The sequence below is a fragment of the Enterococcus spodopteracolus genome (assembly GCF_030441955.1).
In the GTDB taxonomy this organism is placed as follows: Bacteria; Bacillota; Bacilli; order Lactobacillales; family Enterococcaceae; genus Enterococcus_B; species Enterococcus_B spodopteracolus.
In genome coordinates this window covers 125,178-137,694 of the sequence record NZ_JARJHD010000003.1, presented here as the reverse complement: position 1 = coordinate 137,694, position 12,517 = coordinate 125,178, and the positions used below count along the sequence as shown (strand labels likewise).

General features: G+C 39.0%; 11 protein-coding genes. 10 read left to right on the top strand and 1 reads right to left on the bottom strand.

The window, feature by feature from the left end:
- Positions 1-4: 4 nt before the first annotated feature.
- The 7 genes from P3R27_RS05685 to P3R27_RS05655 all read left to right on the top strand — a co-directional run bounded on the left by P3R27_RS05685 (position 5) and on the right by P3R27_RS05655 (position 5,636).
- Entirely contained in the window at positions 5-700 is a 696-nt protein-coding gene (locus P3R27_RS05685; protein WP_010734364.1) for a YjjG family noncanonical pyrimidine nucleotidase, read from the top strand.
- Positions 701-783: 83 nt separating this feature from the next.
- Positions 784-1,413 (top strand): uridine kinase, encoded by a 630-nt coding sequence (gene udk / locus P3R27_RS05680; RefSeq protein ID WP_010734363.1) that lies wholly within the window; start codon positions 784-786, stop codon positions 1,411-1,413.
- Positions 1,414-1,744: 331 nt separating this feature from the next.
- On the top strand, positions 1,745-2,347 hold the full coding sequence (locus tag P3R27_RS05675; protein WP_034689220.1) for a TVP38/TMEM64 family protein: 603 nt from the start codon (positions 1,745-1,747) through the stop codon (positions 2,345-2,347).
- Positions 2,348-2,372: 25 nt separating this feature from the next.
- Positions 2,373-2,861 (top strand): GNAT family N-acetyltransferase, encoded by a 489-nt coding sequence (locus P3R27_RS05670; RefSeq protein ID WP_200868967.1) that lies wholly within the window; start codon positions 2,373-2,375, stop codon positions 2,859-2,861.
- Between the two features lie 433 nt (positions 2,862-3,294).
- Positions 3,295-4,668: a hypothetical protein gene (locus P3R27_RS05665; RefSeq protein ID WP_034689218.1), complete on the top strand. Its 1,374-nt coding sequence runs from the start codon at positions 3,295-3,297 to the stop codon at positions 4,666-4,668.
- Positions 4,649-5,095: a YaiI/YqxD family protein gene (locus P3R27_RS05660; RefSeq protein ID WP_034689216.1), complete on the top strand. Its 447-nt coding sequence runs from the start codon at positions 4,649-4,651 to the stop codon at positions 5,093-5,095. The genes P3R27_RS05665 and P3R27_RS05660 overlap by 20 nt, the downstream gene beginning before the upstream one ends.
- Before the next feature lie 175 nt (positions 5,096-5,270).
- A complete protein-coding gene (locus tag P3R27_RS05655; protein WP_034689215.1) occupies positions 5,271-5,636 on the top strand; it encodes a DUF2512 family protein in 366 nt (121 codons plus the stop codon).
- A 180-nt stretch (positions 5,637-5,816) separates the two neighbouring features.
- Here P3R27_RS05655 and P3R27_RS05650 read toward each other — a convergent pair whose 3' ends face one another.
- Positions 5,817-7,562, bottom strand: a complete 1,746-nt coding sequence (locus P3R27_RS05650) for an ABC1 kinase family protein (RefSeq protein WP_301355163.1) — start codon at positions 7,560-7,562, stop codon at positions 5,817-5,819.
- Between the two features lie 179 nt (positions 7,563-7,741).
- Here P3R27_RS05650 and P3R27_RS05645 point away from each other — a divergent pair, with 179 nt between their 5' ends.
- The 3 genes from P3R27_RS05645 (at position 7,742) to cshA (ending at position 12,207) form a co-directional block, all read left to right on the top strand.
- Complete coding sequence (locus P3R27_RS05645) at positions 7,742-8,809, top strand: D-alanine--D-alanine ligase (protein WP_034689211.1); 1,068 nt, start codon at positions 7,742-7,744, stop codon at positions 8,807-8,809.
- Between the two features lie 197 nt (positions 8,810-9,006).
- Positions 9,007-10,359 carry a UDP-N-acetylmuramoyl-tripeptide--D-alanyl-D-alanine ligase gene (locus tag P3R27_RS05640; protein WP_284592245.1) on the top strand — a complete coding sequence of 451 codons (1,353 nt, stop codon included), beginning with the start codon at positions 9,007-9,009 and terminating at the stop codon, positions 10,357-10,359.
- 312 nt (positions 10,360-10,671) lie between these two features.
- Positions 10,672-12,207 carry a degradosome RNA helicase CshA gene (gene cshA / locus P3R27_RS05635; RefSeq protein WP_034689209.1) on the top strand — a complete coding sequence of 512 codons (1,536 nt, stop codon included), beginning with the start codon at positions 10,672-10,674 and terminating at the stop codon, positions 12,205-12,207.
- Positions 12,208-12,517 lie beyond the last annotated feature (310 nt).

Here is a 12,517-nt window from a genome sequence, read left to right as displayed (position 1 = left end):
TCAGATGAAATATCATACATTATTATTTGACGTAGACGATACGTTGTTAGATTTTCAACAAACAGAAACAGAAGCCTTGCACCAACTCTTTGCGGAACAAGGCATTGAACTGACACCAGAGATCAGAACAAGTTATAAAGCATTGAATCATCATTTATGGCGAGAATTTGAAAAGGGGCAGATGACAAGAGATGAAGTGACAGGCAACCGCTTTGGTCTGTTGTTCCAACAGTTCGGCAAGACCGTAGATAGCCAAGCGATGGATCAACGGTATCGACATTATTTGAATCAGGGCCATCATTGGATTCCTGGAAGCCATGAATTACTGGAAGCAGTGTCAAGTGAAGCAGAACTTTATATAGTGACGAATGGAGTTTCTCAAACCCAACATCAACGATTAACAGATGCTCGGATGATTCATTATTTTCGAGAAATTTTTGTCTCAGAAGCGATTGGCGCACAAAAGCCAATGAAGGCTTTTTTTGATCACGTGTTTGCTAATATTCCTGAGTTGGACAAAGAACGAACGGTTATTATCGGTGATTCACTGACTTCTGATATCAAAGGTGGAAATGAAGCAGGGATCGATACGATCTGGTTCAATAAAAATAAGTTGCCTGAAATACCAGAGATCCAACCAACCTATCGGATTGATTCTTTAGAAGAACTTTACCCGCTCTTGGAAATCTCACCTCATTAATTTTCAGAAAAATAGTGCATTTTCCTTTTTTTTCGCTATAATAGATTAGAATGAAAAAACGGATATGAAAGAGGTTTTAGTCAATGACAAAAAGCAAGCCAATTATCATTGGTGTGACGGGCGGATCGGGAAGCGGAAAGACAAGCGTCAGCCGAGGGATTTTTAGTCACTTTCCAGACCACTCCATCATGATGCTTGAACAAGATTCTTACTATAAAGATCAAAGTCATCTTAGCTTTGAAGAACGGTTGAATACAAACTACGATCATCCTTTTGCCTTTGATAATGAACTGCTGATCCAGCACGTTGAAAAACTACTGAACTATGAAGCCATTGAAAAACCAGTCTATGATTATGTTGCCCATACGAGAAGTCAAGCAACAATCATCCAAGAACCAAAAGAAGTGATTATTTTGGAAGGTATCTTGATTTTAGAAGACGAGCGTTTACGTGATTTGATGGATATCAAGATCTATGTAGATACAGACGATGACATTCGGATCATTCGCCGGATCAAACGTGATATGGAAGAGCGCGGCCGTACCTTAGATTCTGTGATCGAACAATATTTAACAGTCGTTAAGCCGATGTATCATCAGTTTATTGAACCAACAAAACGTTACGCTGATATTATCGTCCCAGAAGGTGGCGAAAATCACGTAGCTATCGACTTGATCACAACGAAAGTTGCTAGTTTTTTGAATCATCAGTAAAAAGATGAGAACAGATGTTAGAACTGAAGTAGCTGTTATGCCTATCTTCTAAAACCAAATAAACGGTGTTTTATAAGTAACTTCTGTGGGTAACAAGCCATAAAGGAAGTGCTCAAATCCGAGAAATAAGCGTGAAAAACCGAAAATTTCCTTTGAATTTTTGGGGTTTTACGCTTATTTCTGAAGGAGCTACTTCACGTTGTTTATTCGGGATTAGGAGGCACCAGAGGATCAAGCTTCTGTTGCTCGAAGTTACATACGACAATTTTGTAGTTGTTCGTTACTTGTTCTTTTATAAAACATAGAAAAATGAAAAGTGTAGGAGAAGCATATGGCTGAGAAGAAAACATGGGTACATAGAACCATCCAAGTCGCACCACTCGTTGGATTAAGTATTTTTTTCATATTGATCATGTATGGCTATCGACATGGCATCTTTCAATCAGCAGATTCTTTGCAACAATTCATGCAACAGTTTGGGAGCTATGCGATCATTTTATTTATTCTTATCCAAATCATCCAAGTGATCATTCCGATTCTGCCAGGAGGGATTTCTTCTGTTGCAGGGATGTTGATGTTTGGAAATGTCTTTGGGTTGCTGTATAGTTGTATTGGCTTGATTATTGGTGAAGCAATCGGCTTTTTATTTGTGCGTTATTATGGTACGAGTTTTGTCCGTTTTATCTTATCACCAAAAAAATTCCGGAAATTTGAACAGCTAGTCATTGAAAAAACAAACAATATCAAAAAGGTATTGATCGTTACCTTACTTTTACCTTTTGCGCCAGATGATTTGATTTGTCTCGTTGCTGGATTGACGAAGCTTTCATTTAGAGAATACATGCAAATTGTTATTCTTTTAAAACCTTGGTCGGTCGCTGTATATAGTATGATCATGTTGTTTTTATTCCAGCAAGCACAAGGGCATTTTTAGTTCATTGAATGGAGGAAGTAAAATGTTGGAGAAAGTAGTAGTAACTGAAAAAGAACTCGATGAACTCGTGACAGTGATCCATGAAATATGGCCCGAAGCCTTTACGCCGATTATCGGTCAAAAGCAAGTCGCTTATATGTTGGAGACGTATCAATCGAAAAAACAGATCGGAAAAGAATGTGCAGCAGGGGTCAACTATTTCTTATTGAAGCTAGAGGGGAGAACGATTGGCTATACTGCTTATGAAAAAATGGGTTCTTCGATCTATTTAAGTAAACTCTATATTCTTCGAGAAGTACGAGGGAAAGGTTTGACCTCTGAAGTCTTTCATTGGTACGAACAACTAGCAAAAGAAACAGAAGCACAGGAGATTTTCTTGCGTGTCAATCAAGGAAATCAACAAGCAATCGCAGTCTATCAACATCAGGGATTTGTCATTGAGGGAGAATTGATCAGCGATATTGGCGAAGGATTTCAAATGGTTGATTATAAAATGAAAAAAAGACTCGCATAAAATGGTTGCTTGTGTTAAAGTATACGTTATGCGACGGGTCGAGAAGATCTCTGAACGTTAGAGGTCTAATTGATTTTGGCGGCACATGATCCACGGATCACCTACCGGATGTAGGCGTGCTGGACAAGACTTTTGTGGAGAAGGACTTGTCTGTCTGATTCTTTCAGGCACCAGTGAGTGGCGAACAGAAATGTTCAGCACTCAAAAAAAGCAGGGATTCCCAAATTTGCTAGTCAAATTTTGTGGAGTTCCTGCTTTTTTGTCTATCGGTTGGCTGCGGATCAGTGTGCTGCTTCCACAACCTCTATAGGGTGTTGGCTGCTTTGCTCCTATGGTATAATCAGTTTTGTACCTACAGACATGTGAGTATGCCTATAGAGATGATACGTTGACATGACAAGTAACTCATGTTTAACACGTAAGGAGTTTTTATATGATTGATAAAATCAAACGATTTGGGCGGAACTTTACCCAGACGACACCTTTTATTTTGAGTAATACGGTTATCTTGGTGCCGTATCTGTTATTTTTAAGTTTGAGTGATGGGAACCAATGGTTATCGATTTTACCCTTCACTTTGTTCTATACCTTTCGGATGACAGGTCTGTTTTTAGTTAGTAGTATTCGCTTTGGTTTGGATAGTTATACCTTGTTGATGATTTCTTTATTGATGGGTGGCGCAGGTTCGTTGATCGGGATTTTTGGCGTCCTTTATTTCCCGTTGTATTATCTGTCAAGTGTACTTTTAGGACTAAGTGCGGCATGGCTGATCCCCACAAATATCACAGTGAATTACCATGAAAAACAACAGGGATTCACGAACATGTCAGCAAATAAATTTCCATTTGCGATCCTGTTGTTGCTTGTTTTGTTTCGGGTGATCGAGCTTCCCGGGCCGACACAAGTCGTGATGACATTAGCGTTATATACATTGTTCTACATTATGGCATACCATACGATCAGTCATTATCCTCGCTATGAATTGGATTTTAAAGAGATGAAGTCGAATGTGGTAGCTACCAAAGAGTTGCTTTTATTTATTGGCTTTTTCGTTTTATTGTTTCTTTTGAGAAATGCTCGTTTGTTGATTGATCCTGCATTATTTGATGTAGCAATCTATGGATTTATGCTGTTGTTTCTATTTGCAGCTTTTTATCTGGGAAGGGCTAGAAAGCAGTGGAAATTACCCACTTGGTTAAATAGTTTTACTTTTCTGAATGGCATGTTAGGTAATTTTCTTTTTTTATTCGGGACACTTTATATCGGCCGCGTCTATGGTTTCGACTATTTAGGCGTATATATGTATTTACCTTATATTGCAGGCATGGTGTTAGCCAAAATCATTGGCAATCAAGCAATCCAGATTCCCACGATCGAACCAGTCCTCATTCAATTAGCTGGATTATTTAGTTCGTTGATGGTTCTGTTACTTCCGCAAATCGGCTTTGTGGTTGGCTTATTCTTATTAAGTTTTTGGCACGCGGTAGTAGGCAGTTGGTTGAATCGTACGTATTATGAGATCGATACAGAAATACCGATGGATAATCGTGTGATCAAAAAGTTTACGACACAAAATAAAGGAAGTGTGACCCATCAATTTTTATTGATGTCATTGCTGTTAGTGATGGCACGATGGTTGGACGAACCTGTGAGTGTATTGCTCCAATTGACTGGGAGTCTGAGCGTACCAAATGCGATGCTCCAATTGTTAGTTTACGTAAAATGGATAAATGTCAGTGTATTGATCCTTGGAGTAATCACTGTTTATCTTTTATGGAGGAAAGAACATGCAAAAAATATTCATTGATGGTGACGGCTCCCCAGTGAAAAATGACGTGATTGAAATTGCGGCATCTTTTCAATTAGAGGTGATGATCGTGACAAGTGTCGATCACTATACCAATAAAGAGTATCCAAGCGATGTACAGTTTGTATACGTCGATAAAGGGGCAGATAGTGCAGATTATAAAATCGTCGGACTGATCAAAAAAGGTGATTTTTTGATCACTCAAGATTATGGCTTAGCTTCATTGGTCTTACCTAAAGGTGTTCGAGTCTTTCATCAATCGGGAAAGGAATTTGATGCCACGAACATTGATGGATTATTAGAACAACGTTATCAGAGCAGTAAGTTGAGAAAAGCGGGCATTCGGACGAAAGGGCCGAAGCCTTTCACTCATGAAGATCACCAAAGGTTCAAAGAAGTGTTGATCCGAGCGCTTGAAGAAATTTGAATAGAATATAAAATAGGTGAACATTGTTTCTAACTAAACAGAAGCGGAGTTCATCTTTTTTATTGCTAAAATAAGTACGATATCTTTGATTGATTCTATAACAAAAGATATAATTATGAAGATTATTTAATTATATAATCATATATTTTTAACCAAAAAGAAGGGAGTGCAGAAAATGAAACATGTGAAGGCGTTGGTGGTAAAAGCAATCATGATCTGGGCGATTTTGTGGATCGTTTTAACGGGACTGTATGGTGTTAGTTTCATGGATTCAACGATTGTCGGAGTAATCATTGTTGTCATGATCTATGTAGTAGGTGATTTGTTGATTTTACGAAAAGTAGGAAATATCGCGGCTACAATTGCAGATGCTGGTTCAGCTGCAGCCATTCTATGGTTATATCTTTATTTTATGAACGATATGACGGATATTTGGATGAAGGCTTTAGTACCGGCGGTATTGATCGGGATTGCTGAATGGTTCTTCCATAAGTGGTTGCTCTCACAAAGAATCGTACCAGATGAACGAAAAATGAAATAATCAAACAAAAAAAGCTAACATTATCAAATAGATAGCGAGCAAAAGGCTACAGACTAAAAAACAGGAATAGTGCGTATCCTTAACTCTAATCATCCAGCAATGAGGTTGTGTCAAAAGTACACAGCTTAAAAAATAAACGAGAACATCCGAAAATAGTTTCATATTTTGGGATGTTTTCGCTTATTTTCGTCTTTTTTTATAATAGTTGATCAGTGTATCAATGGCTAAAAAGAGAATGACCACAGCTGCGATCGTATACGTGAATATACCTAATAGTGTAATAAAATTGATTTGATCGTCTGGTGCAGCTTGGACAAGCAACGAAGAGCCGACGATCAATGCGGCGAGTATCACACCAAATACTAAACGGTTCACCATACTTTCGATCCGGTTCATCAGTTGGTCTTGCTTTTTTAGTTCCAAATTGATTTTTCCTTGTCCAGAACGCCAATTTTCTAGAAGGTGATAGACTTGCTGCGGGATTTTCGGTACGGTTTTGATACCATCGAGTATATCTAAGCCCGCTTGCTTCAAGGTTTCTTCGACAGAGAGATGTGCCAAGAAATAACGTTGTGCAATGGGCGTGGCGACTTCCATCAAAGAAACTTCAGGATCAAGGACACGAATCACTCCTTCTAATGTGCTAAACGCTTTAAGCAATAACGTGATATCACGATCGATTTGTAAGTTGTTCTGGTGGCAAATCAAGACGATCTGCGCAAAGACTTCTTGCAAGTCGATTTCTTCAAGGGAGAGGTCTAAATATTGCGTCAAAAAGTTAGCGAGTTGTTGATGGAATTCACCTTCATCAAAAGGCCCTTCTTGTTGACATAAGTTGATGACGGCTTTTTCAATACGGTAAATATCTCGTGTATAAATCGCTAAAACGATTTCCATCAGCTTTTGTCTTAGCGAAGCGGAGAGACTACCCATCATACCGAAATCAATATAACTGATTGTATATGGTTGCAATGGTTCAGTGACAGTAGCAGTCGTTTTGAAAGAAATCGAGCCTAGTTGTTTTTGGTGTTCTTTTGTGTCTGTCGTTATATTTTCTGAAAGTTCTTCAACGCTTAAAGGACGGAACAATAAATTCCCAGGATGTGGATCGGCATGGAAAAAGCCATCGTCAAAGATTTGCTTCATAAAATGTTCGATCAATCGTTTAGCCACTTGTTGTTTCAATTGAGTATTCGTAAGTCTCTCAATGAGACGTTCATCTGTTTCTTCAAGATTCATCAATTGGTTGAAGTTCTTTCCAGACATTTCTTCCATCACAATGACTTTTTTTGTGCAAAGTGCCTCATAGATTTTAGGGGATCTAATTTCATACCAATGGTTGTTTAGGTCATAGAAACGTGCGCCATTTTGACTTTCTTTGTAGAAGTCCAATTCGTTTGTCAATGAACGTTTGACTTCTTGCAACACACCTTTTAAATCGATGACGCTTGTTTCAGGAATATATTTGATCAAAGGAATCGCCCGTTCGAATAACTGTAAATCCATCATGATTTCCTTCGCAATATTTGGATGTTGGACTTTTACAACGACTGCATCACCATTCTTTAACGTTGCACGATGGGCTTGACCCATAGAGGCAGAAGCGAAAGGTGCTTTATTGAAGCTAGTAAAAATCGTTTCTAAGGATGCGTCTAATTCCTGTTCAATCGTTTTTTTCGTCGTGACAAAGGGATCGCTTGGTACATTGTCTTGCAATGTTTTGAATGTCTTAGTAAACTCAGCAGAGAGTAAGTCATCACGTACAGAAAGCATTTGCCCAATTTTTATAAAGGTTGAGCCAAGTTCTTCAAAGGCTTTTTTTACTTGTTCAGGATTTTTTTGTTGGATCAGATTTGGCAGAACATTTTCTTTGATGAATACGTGAATGATTTCTGCTAAGCGGCTTCGAGAAGTAGTTTTGGTCATAACTATGCCTCCTTTCTCTTATCATAACGATAAAGAAAAAAAGCGACAACTATTCCGCTGTTTTTTTGAATAAAATGACATGTACTTCACCTTTTTTCAAATAAGCTGTTTGCATCTTTTGTTTTTGTGCTAAAATATGAAGTAAAAATGAATGATATCGAATACAGGAGGAAAATCTTTTGAAGATTACTTTATTATATGGTGGACGCAGTGCGGAACACGAAGTTTCGATTCTTTCAGCGTTTTCCGTTTTAAATGCTATTTATTATGCTTATTATCAAGTACAGCTCGTATTTATTAGTAAAGACGGCCAATGGGTCAAAGGCCCGTTGTTGACTGAAAAACCTACAAGTGAAGAAGAATTGCACTTGACGTGGGACCCAAGTGGGAAAATGACAGAAGGATTTACCGGCACTGTCATCAATCCAGGAGAGATCAAAGAAGAAGGAACCATCGTCTTCCCAGTTCTTCACGGTCCAAATGGCGAGGATGGCACGATTCAAGGATTCTTGGAAACCTTGAATATGCCTTATGTTGGTGCGGGTGTATTGACGAGTGCTTGTGCCATGGATAAGATCATGACAAAATATATTTTACAAGCAGCCGGTGTACCGCAAGTACCTTATGTTCCAGTTTTGAAGAATCAATGGAAAGAAAATCCTAAAAAGGTATTTGACCAATGTGAAGGCTCATTGCTTTATCCGATGTTCGTGAAACCAGCAAACATGGGGTCAAGCGTAGGGATCACTAAGGCTGAAAATCGAGAAGAATTACAGAATGCCTTAGCAACAGCTTACCAATATGATTCACGTGCCATCGTTGAACAAGGAATTGAAGCACGGGAGATCGAAGTCGCTGTTTTAGGAAATGAAGACGTCCGCACGACCTTGCCTGGTGAAGTGGTAAAAGACGTGGCATTTTACGATTATGATGCGAAGTACATCAATAATCGCATCGAGATGCAGATTCCAGCAGAAGTACCAGCAGAAGTCCATCAAAAAGCACAAGAGTACGCAAAATTAGCGTATACGATGTTAGGTGGAAGTGGCTTGAGCCGTTGTGATTTCTTCTTGACGAATAAAAATGAATTATTCCTTAATGAATTAAATTCAATGCCTGGCTTTACAGCATTCAGCATGTACCCATTGCTATGGGAAAATATGGGCTTGAAATACGGTGACTTGATTGAAGAGTTGATCCAATTAGGCTTGAACCGTTATAATCAAAGACAAAGTTTCTTTGACTAATTGAAACATAATCAGCACAAGTATGAATGTGTCGAAGTAGTATGTATATCAAAATAAAGGTTGTGGATGATCATCTGGTACTGATTGAAAGCGAAAGATTTTTACTATTCGACGCTATCAGTATTGGCGATTTCCACCACCTTTTTTGTTCCTATTCCTATAGGACTACTGGTCTAAATCGAAAGGACAGAGAATGGATGAACATAACAATACAAGAAATTGCTCAAGCAGTTGGAAGTCATCATGAGTCAACTCAATCAATCACAGGGGTAGAATTTGATAGCCGCAAAATCAAAGAAGGCGATTTATTCGTTCCTTTAGCTGGCGCAAGAGATGGGCATGAATTTATTGAACAAGCTATCGCAAATGGAGCAGTTGCTTCTTTTTGGAGTTGGGCAGCCGAAAAGGCACCAGAGGGGATCGAGATCATACCAGTTTCTGATCCTTTAAAAGCAATGCAAGAGTTCGCACAATACTATTTGAAAAAAGTTGGGGCGGATGTGGTGGCTGTTACCGGTAGTAATGGGAAGACGACCACAAAGGATCTAACAGCTTCTGTCTTAGCGCAAGGATATAAAACTTATAAAACACAAGGAAATTACAATAATAATATTGGCATGCCTTATACGATCTTGCATATGCCTCAAGATACTGAAATAATCGTTTTAGAAATGGGAATGGATCATGCCAATGAAATTACGGAACTCTCGTTACTGGCACAACCAAAAGTTGCAGCAATCACGATGATCGGTGAGGCTCATATCGAGAATTTAGGTTCACGCGAAGGCATCGCCAAAGCAAAAATGGAAATTGCTGACGGGTTGGTACCAGACGGATTATTGATCGTACCGAATAATGAACCATTATTAGAACCGTTGGTTGCTCCGTTGTCTCAAAAAATCAAGACGTTTGGAATCGAACAAGGCGATATTTCTGCACAACAAATCATCGAAGAAAAGCAACAAACGACATTTATCGTTGAAGGCAAATCATTCACGATCCCTTTACCTGGTAAGTATAATGTAACGAATGCACTGATTGCTTATGCGATCGGGCAGTTTTTCGAGTTGTCTCTGTCGGAAATCCGACGAGGTCTAGCAACTGTTTCCGTGACACAAAACCGAACAGAATGGTTGACAGCTGGAAACGGGGCAGCGATCTTAAGTGATGTTTATAATGCCAATCCTACAGCTATGGGATTAGTCTTAGATACTGTAGCAAGCCTCCCAGCAACGGGACGAAAACTTGCCGTTTTAGCTGATATGTTGGAGCTAGGCGCAGATTCATCCAACATGCACGCTTCAATGAGTGAACATATTTCTCCAGAAGTGTTTTCAATGATCTTTTTGCATGGAAAAGAGATGCAGGCGTTAAAAGATGCCTTGGCTCAGAAATATCCTGATTTGCCAGTTTATTATATCGAAGAAAATAAAGAGCAATTGATTGCAGCGGTGATTGCTGAGATCCAGCCAGATGACACGATTGTATTAAAAGGTAGTAATAGTATGGGCTTGATTGAAGTAGTCGAACGACTACAAGAAATGAAATAAAAACTGTAAACTTGCAGAAAACAATAAATTATGCTAGAATAACCTATTGCCGAAAGATGAAGAGAAATTGGACTGGCTTGAAGATGAATGTGAAGCCAGATGTCATAACAATGATAAAGCTGAACGCGACCCGTTTGGCTTTTCTAATGCCTAAACTTCGCAAAGTGATTTTTCGGTGGTGCCACAGGGGCTAAGAATGGATGGAAAACGTGCGTGGCCACTGTCAAAAGAAACAGACACTTTGACCGAACAAGAGACGGGGTAGCAATTTATCGCTACATCCTCAGTTAACAACCATATAGGAGGATTCATTTGAAATTTAAAGAACTAGAATTATCACCAGAATTATTAAAATCAGTAGAGCGTGCAGGATTTGAAGAAGCGACACCGATCCAATCAGAAACGATCCCACTTGCATTAGAAGGTAAAGATGTGATTGGACAAGCACAAACAGGAACAGGTAAAACTGCTGCGTTTGGCTTACCGATGTTAGAAAAAATCGATGCAAGTCGCCAAGAATTACAAGGATTAGTTATTGCACCAACACGTGAATTAGCAATCCAAACACAAGAAGAACTTTATCGTTTAGGACGTGACAAACGTGTCCGTGTCCAAGCTGTCTATGGTGGTGCCGATATTGGTCGCCAAATCCGGGGATTGAAAGATCGTCCACATATCGTTGTTGGTACACCAGGTCGTATGTTAGACCATATCAACCGTCACACATTGAAACTTGGAACTGTTGAAACATTAGTATTAGATGAAGCAGACGAAATGTTGAACATGGGCTTCTTAGAAGATATCGAAAGTATTATCTCTAAAGTACCAGACCAACGTCAAACACTATTGTTCTCAGCAACAATGCCACCAGCAATCAAAAATATCGGTGTGAAATTTATGAAAGATCCCACACACGTGAAAATCAAAACCAAAGAAATGACTGCTGACTTGATCGATCAGTACTACGTTCGTGCAAAAGAATATGAAAAATTCGATATCATGACTCGCTTATTAGACGTACAAACACCAGAGTTAACAATCGTTTTTGGTCGTACAAAACGCCGTGTGGATGAATTAGCACGTGGACTAGAAGCTCGCGGTTATCGTGCAGAAGGTATCCATGGTGACCTTTCTCAACAAAAACGTATGAGTGTGTTACGTTCATTCAAGAGTGGTCATTTAGATATTTTAGTTGCTACAGACGTAGCCGCTCGTGGATTAGATATCTCAGGAGTAACGCACGTATACAACTACGATATCCCTCAAGATCCAGAAAGCTATGTTCACCGTATCGGTCGTACAGGCCGTGCAGGTAAAGGCGGTATGTCAGTCACTTTTGTTACACCAAACGAAATGGGTTACTTGCATGTCATCGAAAACTTAACGAAAAAACGCATGACGACATTACGTCCACCAACTGAAAAAGAAGCATTCAAAGGACAACTAGGCGCTGCCGTTGAACAAATCGAAGAAAAACTTGAAGAGAATGGCTTAGATAAATATTTGCAAACTGCGGATAAATTATTAGAAGAATACTCTGCTCAAGATTTAGTCGCTTTATTATTAAAGACAACAGCCAAAGATCCATCAGATGCGACACCAGTGAAAATCACACCAGAACGTCCATTACCAATGCAGAAAAAAGGCTACAACAAAAATGGTAAACGTGGTGGCGGAAGTGGTGGCGGAAACAACCGCAATCGCCGTGACAATGGCAACTACCGAGGTAACAAAAATTCGAAAGGTAGCGGTAGCTACAGCAAAAACCATAACAAGCAAAAAGACAACGGTGGAAAACGTACAAATGACAAAAAACGTGGTTTCGTGATCCGCACGAACAACGACTAATCCACATGTAAAGTGGTGGTCTTAGAAGGACTATCCGAATAAGCCCGTCAAATCAAAAAATAGCTTACCTATTTTTTGGCCTTGACGGGCTTATTTTGAATTGTTTATTTGGAATTGATAGATAATAAAAAACAGACATAGCCTCTCTTTAGCGGGCCCTTTAGATAACTTTATTGGAAATGTTATTTAAAAAAATAAAATATTTGGTTTTTTAAGTAGTTAGAAGCAAATTATTGTTTTTTTTGTTTATAAAGTAAAAATAATTTCTTTTTTTGTTTGTGTTCCATGGTAAATTAGGATTAATACCAAT

Coding starts and splice junctions, on each gene's coding strand:
- P3R27_RS05685 (WP_010734364.1), top strand. CDS start 5: ATGAAATATCATACATTATTATTTGACGTAGACGATACGTTGTTAGAT.
- udk (WP_010734363.1), top strand. CDS start 784: ATGACAAAAAGCAAGCCAATTATCATTGGTGTGACGGGCGGATCGGGA.
- P3R27_RS05675 (WP_034689220.1), top strand. CDS start 1,745: ATGGCTGAGAAGAAAACATGGGTACATAGAACCATCCAAGTCGCACCA.
- P3R27_RS05665 (WP_034689218.1), top strand. CDS start 3,295: ATGATTGATAAAATCAAACGATTTGGGCGGAACTTTACCCAGACGACA.
- P3R27_RS05660 (WP_034689216.1), top strand. CDS start 4,649: ATGCAAAAAATATTCATTGATGGTGACGGCTCCCCAGTGAAAAATGAC.
- P3R27_RS05655 (WP_034689215.1), top strand. CDS start 5,271: ATGAAACATGTGAAGGCGTTGGTGGTAAAAGCAATCATGATCTGGGCG.
- P3R27_RS05650 (WP_301355163.1), bottom strand. CDS start 7,562: ATGACCAAAACTACTTCTCGAAGCCGCTTAGCAGAAATCATTCACGTA.
- P3R27_RS05640 (WP_284592245.1), top strand. CDS start 9,007: ATGAACATAACAATACAAGAAATTGCTCAAGCAGTTGGAAGTCATCAT.